Raw genomic sequence first — 15,403 nt, 5'->3', positions numbered from 1 at the left:
AGCGTTCGTCCTGAGCCAGGATCAAACTCTCCAAAAAGTGTTTGATAAAGCTCATAAAATAAAAAGTTTTGTTTCGATCAATGCCGAAACGTTTTATTAGAATTAACGTTGGCGTTTTGTTTTGTTTAGTTTTCAAAGATCAATCTGTTGTTCAGCGACAACTCCTATATTATATCATAATAACAATTTGTTGTCAACAACTTTTTTGAAATTTATTTTCGTTTCTGTATATCTCTCGGAAACGACTCGATTATTATATCACCGTTTACCCGAACGAGTCAATACTTTTTTAAAAAAACTTTTTGTTTTATCAGCAGAAGTTGTTATTTCAATATGTTTCCGCCTCAGGATTTAAATAATACTATCAATCCAATTAAAGGTCAATAACTTTTCCGCAAAAACTTTGATGTTATTTTATTCTAAATATTCTACTGATTATTACAGAATATATGGACACCCTTCTCCTCTATAAATAGCAGTTTGAATATAGATTTCAACGCTCTATTTCCTCTTTTCTTTCTTAATGAAAAAAGACCGGCTACGAAAAGTGTTAAACGTTCCATAACCGGATCTTCATTTATTGCAATTAAATCTTTTTAACAAATTCAGATTTAAGCTTCATAGCTCCGAATCCTTCGATTTTACACTCAATATCATGGTCGCCATCTACTAAGCGAATGCCTTTTACTTTTGTACCTTGTTTTAGTGGCGTTGAACTTCCTTTAACTTTAAGGTCTTTAATAACTGTAACTGTATCACCGTCGTTTAAAACATTTCCATTTGCGTCTTTGAAAACTTTTGTTTCTTCAACGTTTTCTGCTTCCGCTTCAGGATTCCATTCATGACCGCACTCAGGGCAAACTAAAAGAGTTCCGTCTTCATATGTGTATTCAGAATTACATTTTGGGCAATTTGGTAAAGCCGCCATATATTCGTTTCCTCCATTCAATCCTGCTCATAGTCTTCTTCGTATAAGCAACTGCAATATAACCTCGTTAGAATAGCAATAACAAACTGTGAAATCAACTTCTATTTTATGAACAACCATTGACACGTCGGATGCATACTCATTTCACTGATTTAATTACATTTGTATATCCCTATTATCTTTACCCAAACTGAAAATTTTCATGTCGCATAAGCGTGCTCTATATAAAGAAGGTGCCCGAAAATTTCACAGGCACCTTCCATTTTATTTAGATAAGTTTACTTTTTTATTAATAAAATATATCAATATACCGCCGACTGTCATAGACAGCAATTCACCGAGTCCGACTGTTAAGTACGTTACCCAAAACGGCAGACCGTTTAGAATCGTCAGTTGTCCGGCAACTGTAAACATGGACAAAGCAAAAATCAACGCAGTCACAGCCATCTTCAAAACATCGTTTTCAATCTTTTTAGTCACCGCGCGACACAAAATCAATACTAGAAAAGTTGCAATTCCGCCAATCGGTACATCTAAAATCCATGTCGGGGACATAAAATTGGCTACTATGACTCCAAGTGTTACCGCTAAAACATAACGCTTATTATATAGAGCCAAGTAATTGAACATTTCTGACAAGCGAAGTTGTACTGCTCCAAAGCTTATGACAGATAGTGCAAGTGTCACTGTCACATATAAGGCTGCCACAAGAGCTGTTTTTGTAAGCTCGCTTACAGAAGTGCGCGATAAATCTTTTGATAAAGATGTATTCAAATGAATTCCTCCTTTGTAAAATAGCTCTACGCTATTTTAGTAATAACTGCGGCTAAAGGAGAGAGAGCCAATTGCCCTGTCTGAAGTTCCGCAGTGCAAGCATATTTTCTGCTTACTCTCGTATTGTAACAAAAGACGATATACAGTGAACAGCATTATTTTACAGTCCAACCACCGTCTATCGGCACAACAGCTCCATGGATATAATCAGCCGCTTCACTCGCCAAATATAAAGTCAGTTTTGCCACTTCTTCCGGCTGGGCCCAGCGTCCGGCAGGTGTCTCTTGCGCAACCCATTTCGCCATTTCGCCTTCGCCTTCAAAATCTGCTTTATTCATTGGTGTTTGAATTGCCCCCGGCGCAATCGCATTTGCTCTAATGCCTTCACGACAGTAATCATGGTCGAGCTGTTTCGTATAACCGATAATTGCATGTTTAGATGCTGTGTAGGCAGCTCCGCCTCCTCCAGCCACAAGTCCTGCTATTGAGGCCATATTAACGACTGTGCCTGATTTCTTCTGAAGCATGTGAGACAGTACCGCATTCGTGACAAAATAAGTACCCTTCACGTTTGTATTCATAATGTGATCCCAGAGTCTTTCATTAGTATCCAATGTTTTCGCATAGCCATCTAAAACCCCTGCTGTATTCAGCAAAATATCAATACCTTCAAACTGCTGAATTGCATGCGCAACCGCTCGCTCAACATCTTCTTTATTACTTACACTTCCAAGCTTATAACAGAAGTTTTCACGATATTGTTTATGAATATCCGCCATGCCTCGCTCCGCCAAATCTAAAGCATACACATTGGCACCATTCTCCAAAAAAGCTATCGCTTGCGCTTGGCCGATTCCTGAAGCAGCACCTGTTATGAACACAGTCTTTCCTTTATACTCATCAAACTTCATCCAACATTTCCCCTAACCTCTAGGCTTTTTAGCAAACAGGGCCTCTAAAAAGTGACAGTTCAGCTTTTTAGAGGCCCTTCATTTGTATTACTTGACAATCTTCCAGTCATTTGCCAATAGGTCGCATACAGTCGGCGTAAACATTGTATATCCTTCGCCTTCAACATTGATCAAGAAGTATGGATTTAACCTTTCCCCGTTATGATTGCTTTCTCTAACAAGCTTCACGTATAATTCCGCGCCTGGCCAGCCTTCACGAATAACTTTTTCCCCATTTTTCAAACGCGGTAAAATTTCTTCAAAAGTCATCTGTATCCATCCTTTAATATGTAATATAACGAACGTCATTTTCGAAAAAAGTATATCGAATATTACATCGGTTTACAACCGACATATCGATTAGCCTAAGTGAAGAATAATCCCTATAAACGCGGCAACTGCAATATAAAAAACAGGGTGTTTCTTGAACTTTTCCATCAAAATGAATAAGATGATAGCAATCAATATATTTTTCCAGTTAAATAAAAGCAGCGGACTGTCTGTTGCTGATGAATTAAGCAATGAAATTCTGCATACTTCAAGACCCGCTGCCGCAATCAGTCCGGTTGAGGCAGCCCTAAGTCCGTAGAAAACGGAATCTACTATATGGTTATCCTGAAACTTCTTTAAAAAGTGGGCTATGATGACAATAATGATCAAGGAAGGTGATACAAGCGCCAGTGTAGCTACAAGGCTCCCAAATATTCCGGCAGTGGTAAACCCTACATAGGTAGCCATATTGACACCAATCGCTCCAGGTGTAGATTGAGAAATAGCCAACATATCCGCTATATCTGATGCTGTAAACCAGCCCGTCCTTTCCGCCATACTATATAAGAACGGCAATGTCGCCAGTCCCCCGCCGACAGAGAATAATCCAGTTACAAAAAACTCATAAAATAATCGCAGTAAAATCATGATACAACACCATTAAATTTCTGAATTAATATCCCTGCTACACCTGCTAATAGAACAAATACAATCGGCGAGAGAGAGGAAACAGCTGCAAATAGCAGCACACTAATGAAAATAAGACCCGTCGGCCAATCAATAACTGAGCTTTTCAACAGCTTACGTACAGCATTAAGTATCAATACACAAACGCATATGCGTATTCCGGCAAAGGCATCTTTGACAACTGGCAAATCTGCAAAGTTTTGAATGAAGGTAGCGATGATTGTAATGATTATAAGGGAAGGTGTTATAAATCCAAGCGTCGCTACAATCCCTCCAGTAACGCCCTTTTGCTTCTCGCCAATAAATGTCGCTGTATTGACCGAGATCACGCCCGGCGTACATTGCCCGATCGCATAGTAGTCCGCTATTTCTTTTTCTGTTGCCCAATGCCGCTTCTCAACAATCTCCCTGTGCAGTATAGGAAGCATTGCATATCCGCCGCCGAATGTGACAGCGCCCAATTTAGCAAATGTAGTATATAATTGCAGCAATTCTTTCATATCTTTCAAAGGTTCCTTTCCAAGTAATACAGGGTTGGCTTATTACTCCATAATATAACCAACTGTATTCATTCTAGCATTGTATAGGTTTAATTGTTCAAGAAATCACAAAACAAAACCTCTCCTTTGTACCCTATTTGACTTTTCATATATAATAATGCCTATCTAATGGATTGGGAGGCGGTTATATGGAGAAAATATACTTTGCAGGAGGCTGCTTTTGGTGCATGGTAAAGCCGTTTGACTCTTATGAGGGAATTGATTCTGTTGTTTCCGGTTACATAGGCGGCCATGTCGAGAACCCTACATACGAACAAGTGAAAACAGGAACTACTGGTCATTATGAGGTGGTGGAGATCACCTACAATGAAGAGCAATTCCCGTTAGAAAGAATATTGGAGATATATTGGCCGCAAATTGACCCAACTGACCCGAACGGTCAATTCCAAGATCGCGGTCCTCAATATCGAACAGCAATTTTTGTCACAAATGAAAAGCAAAAAGAAGCGGCGGAGTATTCCAAACAGCTGCTTGCTGAATCAGGCAGGTTTAAGGAAGAAATCGTGACCGAAATTAAAGAAGCCACAGCATTCTACCCGGCAGAAGAATATCATCAGGACTATTACAAGAAAAACCCAAAGCATTATAAAGAAGATCGCGAAGCAAGTGGCCGAGATGAATTCATAGAAAAGGCTTGGAAATAATAAATCCACCAGAGGGATAACACCTAATGAAAAAGGGCTGCAGACAATTAATTACTGCAGCCCAGCCATACACAACTTATCAGCCTAACCGATTGTAAGAAATCAAACGATAGGCCAACTCTTCATTCGGAATTGTCTCTCCATTTGTTTGCCTAATACATTCTTTGTTTTTAAAAGCACCATCCATCACTTGTCACAATTAGTTTGATTCCATACTTTTTCATTTCGGCGGATAAGTTATTATAAAACTTCAGACCAGACTCATTTGGCTCAAGTTCCTCACCTATCATTATCTGATTATAAAAAAGCCTTTAAAATGGATATCATAAAAGGGACCTTCGAAGAGTCAAGTATCGGCACTGTACAACTACGAAACAGACATGTGGAATACTTAACTACTTCTTAACTGATTGAAAAAGCAATCACCAGACCGAATAGAAAAGTCAAAAGGCTGCCGCAAAAGTAACCATCTGCTTGAATACAAAAAGGTAAAACGTTATCGGACTTCTCTGATAGCATTTTACCTTTATTCAATGCCTGAACCACCAAATCCTTCTTGCTTTTGTAAAACCTCCACCCTGTGAAGAAATCAATTTGCCCTATAAGTAAATTGATTTTACCCGAATATAGTAGTTTCAAGCTTACGCTTTACTATTACTTATGATACGGTTCATTTCGATTAATTCGGAATGCCCGATATATTTGCTCAAGCAAGATCAGTTTCATTAATTGATGCGGAAATGTCATTTTAGAGAAACTCAAAGCTTCATCCGCCCGCTTCATGACATCTTGACTTAGACCAAGGGAGCCTCCGATGACAAATGCCACCTTGCTTTTCCCGTAAGTTGCCAGCTTATCTAAATCAGCGGCTAATCTTTCAGATGTTTTCATGCTACCTTCAATTGCTAAAGCAATCACATATGTATCCGGGGAGATCTTGGATAAAATACGCTCTCCTTCTTTTTGTTTGACTATTAGCATATCGTTCTCGCTTAAATTTTCCGGTGCTTTTTCATCCGGTAGCTCTATTTCTTCTACTTTTGCGTAGGCAGACAGCCTTTTTGTATATTCGGCAATGCCCTGCTTTAAGTACTTTTCTTTCAATTTCCCGATTGTGATGATTGAGATATTCACAAACCACCCTCACTTTACACACATTTTACAAACAAGATATCAACAGATTTTATCCACATATCCACAATAACTATCCACATTTTGTAGGGGAATATTAGTTCGCCACAACATATATAGCTTGCTCTTTGCAGTATGCACAAGTTGTGGATAAACGTTCTTCTTCAGTAAGTTCCTTCATAACAGGTGCTACCTCATATTTGTCTACTACCTCATCTAGTGCCATTTCTACGTGTTCTTTGCAGCAATAAATCATTGAATTGTACCTCCAAGTTTCATAGTCACTTTCTATTTTTTCCGTTTATTTAAAAGAAAAACTTCTTTTCTCAACTTTATTTATCCACAATGGATAATCAGTGCACCTTAGTCATAATAGCACACCCAGAAGAGTTATCAACAAATAATCTCTGCTCTTACTTTTAATCAAACGAAAATAAAGAGCCGCTTATCAGCAGCGGCTCTTTATTAAAACGTTTGGCTTTGGAGTTTCATTGTGATTGTTTGCAGTTTCCCGTCACGGTAAATTGTCACTTCCAGTTCGTCACCAATCTCTTTTTCCTCATAGAGATGAGTTCTGAAGCTTGCCAAGTCTGTTATTTCTTCGCCATCCATTTTGACGATAACATCATATTTTTGGATGCCTGCTTCATCTGCTGATGAAGCAGGTTCCACTTCCATGATTGCCACGCCTTCTGTCACATCTTTAGGCAATTTCAGTGTGCTCTCACGATGGAATTGCGTGATTTGCGAAATCGGCACCAGGCTTACACCCAAATATGGACGCTTCACCTCTCCATATTGCTCAATATCCTCGATGATGGGGATGACTGAATTGATCGGAATCGCTAACCCAATGCCCTCGACTGCTTGTTCGGCAATCTTCATCGAGTTAATGCCCACGACTTGTCCAAGCACATTAACAAGCGCCCCACCGCTGTTACCCGGATTAATCGCCGCATCAGTTTGGATAACCTCCGCATTCCAGTCGATTATTCCATCTTCATTAATGTCAATTTCAATGGTTCTTTCAAGACCTGAAATAATGCCCTTTGTCACAGAACCAGAAAACTGCAGCCCGAGCGGATTTCCGATTGCCATAATTGGTTCTCCCGGCTTCAAAGAGTCTGAATCTCCAAACTCAGCAATCGTACTGATATCTGTAGCTTCAATTTCTAAAACGGCTAAATCTGTCCATACATCGCTGCCTAACAACTCAGCATTTTTCTTTGTGCCATCAGCGAGTGTCACTTCAATGGTTGATGCACCCTCAATAACATGGTGATTAGTCACAATATAGGCTTTTCCGTTATCCTTTTTGTAAACCACCCCTGAGCCTGTACCTGCTTCACCGCTCGCACTAAAAATACTCGCCTCCTGAATATTAGTAATCCCCACAACAGCGTCTGCCGCTATATCATAGGCACCTGTCACAGCTGTATCGACGTCAAGAGAAATGCCTTGCTCTATCTTTGCAGGTGTGCCTTCACTATTATTGGTTGTGCTTTTCTGATTGTTAGAAGTGACCAACGGAAAAATAAGTGAAAACAGCAGTGCGCCAATAACCGCTCCTATGAAGCCTGACCAAAAATAGCCTTTTTTGCTCTCTTTCTTCCTTGATTCTCTACTATTGTAGTCTTGATCATAGTAGCCCATCTGTTTCAATCCCCTCTCGCTAAGTCAAACTCTTACTTAATTTGTAATTTTTTATATTATAGCCTTAATTTATTCATTTTATAGAAAAAATGCAAATAGAAAGAACTTGTGAAGCAGGGGAAAGGACTTTGTTTTGTTTCGCAAACTCATCCAATGATACCTAGCCTTCTATGAAGTTCGTATTCCTCAAACCGGAAGTTTGCCGCCCGCTTCCTTCAGATTCCGCGTCACCACGGACACCCTTGCGTTAAAATAACTGTTACTTCTGCCTTCACAGCTCGGGACTTTCACCCTATAGATTGCACCCATGCCGGGCGCACGAAAAAAGCCTCCGGAAAAGATTCCGGAAGCTTTTTATACTAAAACAAGTTCTGTCGCCGACTTTGGATCTGTATCGTACAGGGAAAAGCCTTCGCCCGGCCTCATTCCCTGACTTTCTAACGTTTGTGTGACAGACATTCTTGCTAAGTCCTTCATGTTATTGTCCAAGCTCAAGTGAGCTAAATATATGCGTTTTGTTTGGTCCCCAATTACCTCGCTCATTGCAATAGCAGCATCTTCATTGGAAACGTGCCCAACGTCACTTAATATCCGTCGCTTAACACTCCACGGATATCGCCCCATTCTTAGCATCCCGACATCATGGTTGCTTTCGAATATAAAGCTGTCGGAGTTCGATATAATGCCTTTCATCCGGTCGCTCACATAACCGGTATCTGTTATCAACGTCACTTTTTTTCCTTCATGATGAAAAACATAAAACATCGGTTCAGCTGCATCATGAGATACTCCGAAAGATTCAACATCCAAATCCCCGAATGATTTGACGGTTTCCATATCAAATATAAATTTCTGCTCCGTCGGTATTTCGCCTACTAAACCATCCATTGCACGCCATGTTTTTTCATTCGCATACACAGGCAATTTATATTTTCGGGCAAGAACGCCGATCCCCTTTATATGGTCACTATGCTCATGTGTAACCAGCAATGCTGTCAAATCAGCGATATTGCGTTCAATTTGCTGAAATAACCCTTCCATGCCTTTGCCGCTCAATCCGGCGTCTACTAAAATACGCTGCTGTTCCGTTTCCACATAGAACGCATTTCCTGTACTGCCGCTAGCGAGTACGCTAAAATGCATCGACATCCTACTCACTCCATTTTTTCTTCTTTGTTTGTTAGTGTATCTACTTGTATAATTTGACCATCAAATGCATTAACATAGAAATCTTCTGCTTCATTCAATACAATGTGCCACACTGGCCTTAGGACATGTGAGGATGTCAATTGAATTAAATCATAATATCCAAGCTCCACCTTTGTAATTGTACTTTTTGATGGAATAAACCCTTTGTTATAAAGCATACTGATTGCTTTAATAGCTTGTAGTACTTCTTCTTCATCATTGAACTTCTCGATATTATCCAAATACGTTTGCTCATATGAAGTAATTTGACCTTCATTATTCAAAAACAAAACGAGCCTAGCATTGTTGTTATCGAAAATTACTTTTTCATTATACTCCTGATAATACAAAATAGTGTTGGTACTTTCATCGTACTTCCAATATTGATAGTCTTCTCCGTAAAGCACATTCTCCTTCACAAAAGTATCCAGCGCCTCAGAATGCTGCTTGTTGTTCAATAAAAATACTTGATCAAATACCGAAAATAACTTATGGTCGCTAAAATTGCTAACCGTTTGATTTTTTAGCTTCTTTAGTTCATCTTTCGTGAACTGTTTGCTTGTTGCGTTTAAATACTGTTCTTTAACAGCCTGGTTTGATAAGGTCGGATATGTGATTTCATTTTCCTTAAGCTCTTCCTCAATAGAAGATTCTGCAAAGTACTCATAATCATTAGCTGTCTTTTTATCTATATATTGATAGAGCAAAAAAGCATTTAATATAAGGAAGACGATGATAAATATTGTTTTTGTCTTACTCCAATCCATCGGTAACCCCTTCCACTGCTGTTGGCATTAATGCCCGCCAAACACCGTTATACTTATAATGCCATGCCGGCTCTAATGTAATCAGACGCGAATCAGTCGAATCACGTGTCATCCCATACCCGATCGCTAAACCTTCAAGTAAATTCACTTGAAAGTCTTTCAAACTCAGCAGTTGTTCAACAGCTTTCTCGCCTGATGGAACGGTTACCTCTTTCGTGCCCGGTGGAACAGGGAAATTCATTGTGAAAAACGGACGATCATAAGAATAAATTTCTTCTTGAGTCCACACTTGGATAATCTCCGACATGCCGGCGCTGTTAAAGACAGGCAAACCGTCTGTGTACAGGCGGAATATCACTTCCTGTTTATCGGTGTCCATTTCAGCGAAACGATAATTTTCCTCCCAGCCTGCATGTTCATTGACAAACTGAATACTTCTGTTCAGCAGATCTGAGGAAGGTACTTTCACACTCTCTTTCTTAGATGGAACAATATAATTAAGCATCATTATATCAGTATTAACTGTCATTTCTCTGAGTCCATCTGTGTACTCCTTCCCTCTGCTGGTTGGAGTTTGCCTCACTAACTTTGGGTCTTCAAACAGTGCGTCTCTGAATTCGCGTTCATCAAGAAGCTCCGTGTAATACTTATAGCCATTTATTTTTAGTTCAGTGCTAGGCAAATAAAAAGATTTACCTTCTGTTACTTCAATTAAAGAGAAAGGCTGGAATGTTTCATAAACAGCTCCTATTGCTTCCGCGAGTTCTTTCACATTGCTTGTTTCCGTATTCATGCGGTAAACTGACTCGGCACTGGTGTTAATAAAATATACGGGGCTAAAAGTGCTATTGTCCGAGATAGCTCTGATTAAAATACGGTCAAACTCTACATCAGGAAGCTCCCGGTCTTCTATATTGATAACTTTTTTATAGAGAAGCAACGGAACTTCATCGGCAAACAATATTTCATTACTTCCATTTTTCTTTATAATATTTTGTAGCTCCTGCGAGGAATATTCCAGTGACAAATCCTCAAAGTTAGAGAATGACCAGCTGGTAACTAAATTCATCACATCTCCGAGCACACTTTCAGAGCTGCTGCCGTAATGTTTACCATCAAAATGATATAAAATTTGAACGGGCTGCACAATGGAGGCAATCTCCTGCTTATTAGAGATTGTTACATCCTCCATATATTGCGGCTGGTTAATTTCATCAAAATTCGGTGAATACGTCCATATATTCCAAGTTAAAAACAAGCTTAAGATTACTAAAGCTGTGAGAAAAATTGATTTTAATCCCTCTTTGCTCATAACCACTCATCCTCTTGATTTCGATCATATGGTAAAGTAAAGAAAATCGTCGTTCCTTTTCCTTCTCTGCTTGAAGCCCATATTTTGCCCTCATGAGCCACTACCATTTCCTTGGCAATAGCCAAACCTAGACCTGTACCTCCAACACTGCGTGCACGCGCCTTGTCGACTCGGTAGAAACGATCAAAAATTTTCTCCAGCCTATCTTTCGGTATACCCATACCTTGATCTTGAATGCTTACTTCTATATAATCATCCAGTTCCTTTAAACGAAAAGTTATCCTTCCGCCTTCAGGGGAATACTTAATTGCATTCGAAATGATATTATATAAGACTTGCGTAATTTTATCTTCATCTATCTCTACAAATATTGTTTTATCCGGAATAAGTCGTTTGAACGTTATATTACCTTCTTTCCCCATCTCAAAACGATCAATGATGTGATTGAAGAAATAGCTGAAGTTTACCCAGTCCTTCGTTAATTGATAGTCTTTGCTGTCCATTTTAGAAAGCTTCAGTAAATCGTTGACTAAACGTATCATTCGTTCCGTTTCCTGTTGTGTAACATTTAAAAAGTTCGGTGCCAACTTCTCATCCTGCCAGGCTCCGTCTGTCAATGCCTCTAAATAACTTCGCATCGTTGTTAATGGAGTGCGTAATTCGTGTGAAACATTGGCAACAAATTCACGGCGTTCCTGGTCGATTTTTTCTTGTTCTGTAATATCATGCAGCACGGTAATCAAACCATTCACAAAGCCCGTTTCTTTTTGGATAATCGAGAAATTCGCCCTCAAAATAAATGGTTCATCCTTTGTGCTGAAGTCTAGTATTAAGGAATCTTGCAACTTCAACAAGTCTTCGAAGGAGTGCTCTTTTTCCAGTCCAAGCAATTTTACAATTGGCATCGACAATACTGTTTCACGTGAAACATCCAATAGATGCGCCGCCGGTTCATTAATCAAAATAACTCTTCCTTTTCGATCTGTAGCTATAACACCATCTGTCATGAATGCCAAAACAGACGATAATTTTCGCCGTTCTCCCTCAGTGGTCGCTTGTGCATCTTGCAGTTTTTTTGTCAAGCTATTGAATGTAACAGCCAATTCGCCTATTTCATCATCACCATACACTTTAACTTTTCGCGAGAAGTTTCCTTTCGCCATTGCTAGTGCCTGCTTTCTCATGTCTGACATAGGCCGTGTGATAGTTTGTGCCAGCAAAACGCCAAGTACGGCTGTCACACCAAGTGCAATAGTCGTCCCGGTGGCAAATATATTGTTAATTTCCCTCAGCTGCTCATACACCTTTTCAATTGTTGCAACAAGGTAAATGGCACCAATTACTTTATCTTCTTTTTTGATTGGTGTCGCTAAAACCCAAATACGCTCATTTGTATTTTTATCCAAGTACACATTTTCATCATCTAATCCAACTACCAGTGTCCGTTTAATCAGCAAATCTGTAGTTCTTTTTCCGACGATCCCCTGGTTATCCCGGTCGGATGTTCCAATGATTCTGCTTCGGTCATCAATTACTTGAATTTCAGAAATATCGCTTGAAGAGAAGTCATACAATATTGAGCGAATATCTTCTTCTAATGTATTAGGATCTTCCCGTTCCTTAGATATTTCTTCCTCAACGTTAAATGCAAGCAGACTGATTTTTTCTTGAACTGATTCTTTAAAATTACTTTCTAGGCGTGCCTCTAAGCGATCCGTAAAATACACACCGATAATTTGCATAGCCACGAGTATTAACAATACGTAAATAAGTACAAATTTGATATGAATTGAACGAAAAAAGCCAACTTTCTTCATTAACCACTACTCCTGTTCCGGATTGCGCAAATAGTAGCCGACACCTCTTCTTGTAACAATCCAGCCAGGGTGACTAGGATTATCCTCGATTTTCTCGCGTAAACGACGCACTGTTACATCGACTGTTCTGACATCCCCATAATAATCATAACCCCATACTGTTTGCAGCAAATGTTCACGTGTCATGACTTGTCCAATATGTCTTGCCAAATAATGCAGCAAATCAAATTCGCGATGAGTAAGCTCAATCGTTTCACCTCGTTTAGAGACGACATATGCCTCAGGATGAATTGTCAGTGCTCCTACCGTAATTTCTTTCGAATCATCCTCTTCAGTACTTTGATTAGCAATTGATTGCTGTCGTCTTAGGTTAGCCTTCACACGTGCTAAAAGTTCTCGTGTACTGAAAGGCTTTGTTACATAATCATCCGCACCAAACTCCAGCCCTAAAACTTTATCTATTTCTGAATCTTTGGCCGTTAACATAATAATAGGTGTATCATACTTTTTGCGTACCTCACGGCAAACTTCCATGCCGTCTCTCAAAGGAAGCATAATATCCAATAAAATGAGGTCGGGCTTTACCTCTTCCACTTTTTCAAGTGCCTCATTTCCATCATACGCACAATAAACCTCGAACCCTTCTTTTTTTAAATTAAACTCCAATATATCTGCAATTGGTTTTTCATCATCTATGACAAGGATCTTCTTTTCCATAGTAAAAGCCTCCTTTTTACCGATATTATCGTATTTGCTCTATCATTTGCAATGATAGGACAGGTCCTAAACCCTTAATAATACTTTATCATTTATATAAGAGCAATTCACCTTTAAAAGTATAAAAAGACTCTCATATACAGGATTTCATCCCGTTCCTATGAGAGTCTGTTATTAGTGTGATAGATAGTTCAGCGGATTCTCTAAAGAACCGTTTTTATATACTTCAAAGTGCAAGTGGGTGCCGGTTGAATTACCTGTTGAGCCCATAATGCCGATCGACGAACCGGCTTCGACGATTTGTCCAGTTTTAACTGATATAGAATCCAGATGTGCGTAGACAGTTTTCATGCCATTCTTATGGTCAATGACAACCTTATTGCCGTATCCACCATTATTATAACCTGCTTCAACTACAATTCCATTGTCAGCTGCTTTTATTGTCAGACTGCTTGGTCCCGCGATATCAATGCCTTTATGGTACTTGCCCCATCGAGGACCTTGTTTACTAGAAATAGAGCCTCCAACTGCCGGCCATACAAGATTACCGGTTCCGACTGATGGCGTTTTTGTACCTTCTAAAACAACCTCAGTTATAGCTTCTTTAGTTGTGGCTTCAGATATTATAGTTTTTGCAATCTGTTCCCCGTTTTGCCGGGTTAATGTATAATGTACTTTTACCTCACCATCTTGCCCTTGTTGTTTTACCTCTGTGTCACCTTTGTTCAATGCAGCTGTTTTTTCGACAGTTGTTTCATGGGCAACGGCTTGTAGTTCACGAATTTCTCTTGTTACTGTTAGCTCAACTAAAGGTTGTAAGACCGTGACATTGATTTCTTGTCCAATCTGCAACACAGTCTCATCTGTCAGGCCCGAGTTCAATGCCAACAGTTCTTCAGTTGATAGTTGGTGGTCAAAGGCAATAGATTCAAGCGCGTCTCCCTCTTTGACAGTGTACATCTGCACTTCCTTAACTCCCGTATTCAGCAAGTTAAGAGCTTCTTCAACAGACATTATATCCGCAGGGGCTGCAGTGGATTCTACAATTTCAACTTCTTTTGACCATTCTACCGCCGTTACACGTGAGCCAAGATCAGCGAGGGGCTGAATTTCACCCTTTTGACTTTGTTCATAGGCGTTCAGTTCATCAGCTGTCATATACTGAAGCTGAAAGCTTTTGACTAGTTGTTCGACCTCTTTATTATCGGGAAGTTGAATTAACCGTTTGCCATCTATTGCAAGAGCAACCGTTTTTGCTTCTATTTGAATCTCATCCTTTAATTGCTCCATGAGGATTGGATTTTTTTCATATGCTTCAAAAACTTGCTCAGGTATGAAATGAAAGTCAGCATCTGCTTCCATTTCATATGATTCAAAGTCTTTTTCCACACTTGCCAGTTTCCCGTCAAGATAAGAATCCAACTGTTCTTTCTCAGCTTTAGTAATGTTCCCTAAAAATGTTGTATCTTTATAAACGTGGTATACAGTTTTGACTTGCTCATCTATTGCTGCTGCAAATGATTGAGAAGTTAATGAGGTGGCGGCAACAGCCACAGCGATGATTGATAGCCTGATTCCCCTCATATAATCTCCAAAATCAACTTTATTAAACGAAAACACCATGATCCTCCTCTGAAAAGTTTCTATGTGTGTTGACTTGTATTTTAAGTGAATTTTCACCTCTAACACTCTATCACATTTTCACTATTAAATTTTAAAAGTAGTGATATTGTAATAAAAATGTATAAAAACTAATTTATTGCATATTAGAAAATAATAAGGAAACCGCCTTTACTTTATTACATTTGTTCCTTATTTTTCGTCCAAACAGCTGCTATAGTGTAATAATTTTGTAACACTGCTGAGAAATCAAATAATAGAATAAGCCAAAATAAAGTCAAAACCACCCGTGACAACGGGTGGTTTGCTCTGCGGCTGAAAGCCTTTGTTACTGACCAAACCCTAAAGGGCTACTGAATGGTTCGCCATGTGTACTACTTTCACT

General features: G+C 39.3%; 17 protein-coding genes. 1 reads left to right on the top strand and 16 read right to left on the bottom strand.

What is annotated here, in order from left to right; genetic code table 11:
• Positions 1-586 precede the first annotated feature (586 nt).
• From IEO70_RS16880 to IEO70_RS16855, 6 genes are all read right to left on the bottom strand, one after another.
• Complete coding sequence (locus tag IEO70_RS16880; RefSeq protein ID WP_190999553.1) at positions 587-928, bottom strand: zinc ribbon domain-containing protein YjdM; 342 nt, start codon at positions 926-928, stop codon at positions 587-589.
• Positions 929-1,192: 264 nt separating this feature from the next.
• A complete protein-coding gene (locus tag IEO70_RS16875; RefSeq protein WP_190999552.1) occupies positions 1,193-1,702 on the bottom strand; it encodes a QueT transporter family protein in 510 nt (169 codons plus the stop codon).
• 155 nt (positions 1,703-1,857) lie between these two features.
• A complete protein-coding gene (locus tag IEO70_RS16870; RefSeq protein ID WP_190999551.1) occupies positions 1,858-2,613 on the bottom strand; it encodes a 3-oxoacyl-ACP reductase in 756 nt (251 codons plus the stop codon).
• 87 nt (positions 2,614-2,700) lie between these two features.
• On the bottom strand, positions 2,701-2,922 hold the full coding sequence (locus IEO70_RS16865) for a DUF2829 domain-containing protein (RefSeq protein ID WP_190999550.1): 222 nt from the start codon (positions 2,920-2,922) through the stop codon (positions 2,701-2,703).
• Positions 2,923-3,012: 90 nt separating this feature from the next.
• Positions 3,013-3,570 (bottom strand): chromate transporter, encoded by a 558-nt coding sequence (locus IEO70_RS16860; RefSeq protein ID WP_190999549.1) that lies wholly within the window; start codon positions 3,568-3,570, stop codon positions 3,013-3,015.
• The gene (locus tag IEO70_RS16855; RefSeq protein WP_190999554.1) at positions 3,567-4,109 is read right to left on the bottom strand and encodes a chromate transporter; all 543 of its coding nucleotides are present in this window, start codon (positions 4,107-4,109) and stop codon (positions 3,567-3,569) included. Before IEO70_RS16855 ends, IEO70_RS16860 begins: the two co-directional genes overlap by 4 nt.
• Before the next feature lie 188 nt (positions 4,110-4,297).
• On the opposite strand from IEO70_RS16855, the gene msrA reads away from it, so the two are divergent.
• Positions 4,298-4,813 carry a peptide-methionine (S)-S-oxide reductase MsrA gene (gene msrA / locus IEO70_RS16850; RefSeq protein ID WP_190999548.1) on the top strand — a complete coding sequence of 172 codons (516 nt, stop codon included), beginning with the start codon at positions 4,298-4,300 and terminating at the stop codon, positions 4,811-4,813.
• A 402-nt stretch (positions 4,814-5,215) separates the two neighbouring features.
• Here msrA and IEO70_RS20255 read toward each other — a convergent pair whose 3' ends face one another.
• From IEO70_RS20255 to IEO70_RS16805, 10 genes are all read right to left on the bottom strand, one after another.
• Entirely contained in the window at positions 5,216-5,347 is a 132-nt protein-coding gene (locus IEO70_RS20255) for a hypothetical protein (protein ID WP_268938776.1), read from the bottom strand.
• A gap of 120 nt (positions 5,348-5,467) precedes the next feature.
• Positions 5,468-5,947 (bottom strand): 23S rRNA (pseudouridine(1915)-N(3))-methyltransferase RlmH, encoded by a 480-nt coding sequence (rlmH, locus tag IEO70_RS16845; RefSeq protein WP_190999547.1) that lies wholly within the window; start codon positions 5,945-5,947, stop codon positions 5,468-5,470.
• A 94-nt stretch (positions 5,948-6,041) separates the two neighbouring features.
• A complete protein-coding gene (locus tag IEO70_RS16840; protein ID WP_190999546.1) occupies positions 6,042-6,200 on the bottom strand; it encodes a CxxH/CxxC protein in 159 nt (52 codons plus the stop codon).
• A gap of 209 nt (positions 6,201-6,409) precedes the next feature.
• Positions 6,410-7,597, bottom strand: coding sequence for a S1C family serine protease (locus IEO70_RS16835; RefSeq protein WP_190999545.1), 1,188 nt, complete (start codon positions 7,595-7,597; stop codon positions 6,410-6,412).
• Positions 7,598-7,951: 354 nt separating this feature from the next.
• Positions 7,952-8,746: an MBL fold metallo-hydrolase gene (locus tag IEO70_RS16830; RefSeq protein ID WP_190999544.1), complete on the bottom strand. Its 795-nt coding sequence runs from the start codon at positions 8,744-8,746 to the stop codon at positions 7,952-7,954.
• Positions 8,747-8,751: 5 nt separating this feature from the next.
• A complete protein-coding gene (locus IEO70_RS16825) occupies positions 8,752-9,552 on the bottom strand; it encodes a two-component system regulatory protein YycI (RefSeq protein ID WP_190999543.1) in 801 nt (266 codons plus the stop codon).
• A complete protein-coding gene (locus tag IEO70_RS16820) occupies positions 9,539-10,864 on the bottom strand; it encodes a YycH family regulatory protein (RefSeq protein ID WP_190999542.1) in 1,326 nt (441 codons plus the stop codon). The genes IEO70_RS16825 and IEO70_RS16820 overlap by 14 nt, the downstream gene beginning before the upstream one ends.
• The gene (gene walK, locus IEO70_RS16815; protein ID WP_190999541.1) at positions 10,861-12,681 is read right to left on the bottom strand and encodes a cell wall metabolism sensor histidine kinase WalK; all 1,821 of its coding nucleotides are present in this window, start codon (positions 12,679-12,681) and stop codon (positions 10,861-10,863) included. The genes IEO70_RS16820 and walK overlap by 4 nt, the downstream gene beginning before the upstream one ends.
• Before the next feature lie 6 nt (positions 12,682-12,687).
• A complete protein-coding gene (gene yycF / locus IEO70_RS16810) occupies positions 12,688-13,398 on the bottom strand; it encodes a response regulator YycF (RefSeq protein ID WP_190999540.1) in 711 nt (236 codons plus the stop codon).
• Between the two features lie 174 nt (positions 13,399-13,572).
• A complete protein-coding gene (locus IEO70_RS16805) occupies positions 13,573-15,021 on the bottom strand; it encodes a peptidoglycan DD-metalloendopeptidase family protein (RefSeq protein ID WP_190999539.1) in 1,449 nt (482 codons plus the stop codon).
• Positions 15,022-15,403: the final 382 nt, after the last annotated feature.

The sequence above is a fragment of the Peribacillus faecalis genome (assembly GCF_014712675.1).
GTDB classification, from domain to species: Bacteria; Bacillota; Bacilli; order Bacillales; family DSM-1321; genus Bacillus_AD; species Bacillus_AD faecalis.
Note: the sequence above shows the minus strand (reverse complement) of the source record. Positions and strands in the feature narration are given on the sequence as shown.

What these genes read in the sequence shown, in the direction of transcription:
- IEO70_RS16825 (WP_190999543.1), bottom strand. Translation starts at nt 9,552, where the DNA reads ATGGATTGGAGTAAGACAAAAACAATATTTATCATCGTCTTCCTTATA.
- IEO70_RS16835 (WP_190999545.1), bottom strand. Translation starts at nt 7,597, where the DNA reads ATGGGCTACTATGATCAAGACTACAATAGTAGAGAATCAAGGAAGAAA.
- IEO70_RS16840 (WP_190999546.1), bottom strand. Translation starts at nt 6,200, where the DNA reads ATGATTTATTGCTGCAAAGAACACGTAGAAATGGCACTAGATGAGGTA.
- IEO70_RS16830 (WP_190999544.1), bottom strand. Translation starts at nt 8,746, where the DNA reads ATGTCGATGCATTTTAGCGTACTCGCTAGCGGCAGTACAGGAAATGCG.
- IEO70_RS16870 (WP_190999551.1), bottom strand. Translation starts at nt 2,613, where the DNA reads ATGAAGTTTGATGAGTATAAAGGAAAGACTGTGTTCATAACAGGTGCT.
- IEO70_RS16880 (WP_190999553.1), bottom strand. Translation starts at nt 928, where the DNA reads ATGGCGGCTTTACCAAATTGCCCAAAATGTAATTCTGAATACACATAT.
- IEO70_RS16860 (WP_190999549.1), bottom strand. Translation starts at nt 3,570, where the DNA reads ATGATTTTACTGCGATTATTTTATGAGTTTTTTGTAACTGGATTATTC.
- IEO70_RS16865 (WP_190999550.1), bottom strand. Translation starts at nt 2,922, where the DNA reads ATGACTTTTGAAGAAATTTTACCGCGTTTGAAAAATGGGGAAAAAGTT.
- msrA (WP_190999548.1), top strand. Translation starts at nt 4,298, where the DNA reads ATGGAGAAAATATACTTTGCAGGAGGCTGCTTTTGGTGCATGGTAAAG.
- walK (WP_190999541.1), bottom strand. Translation starts at nt 12,681, where the DNA reads ATGAAGAAAGTTGGCTTTTTTCGTTCAATTCATATCAAATTTGTACTT.
- IEO70_RS16820 (WP_190999542.1), bottom strand. Translation starts at nt 10,864, where the DNA reads ATGAGCAAAGAGGGATTAAAATCAATTTTTCTCACAGCTTTAGTAATC.
- yycF (WP_190999540.1), bottom strand. Translation starts at nt 13,398, where the DNA reads ATGGAAAAGAAGATCCTTGTCATAGATGATGAAAAACCAATTGCAGAT.
- IEO70_RS16855 (WP_190999554.1), bottom strand. Translation starts at nt 4,109, where the DNA reads ATGAAAGAATTGCTGCAATTATATACTACATTTGCTAAATTGGGCGCT.
- IEO70_RS16805 (WP_190999539.1), bottom strand. Translation starts at nt 15,021, where the DNA reads ATGGTGTTTTCGTTTAATAAAGTTGATTTTGGAGATTATATGAGGGGA.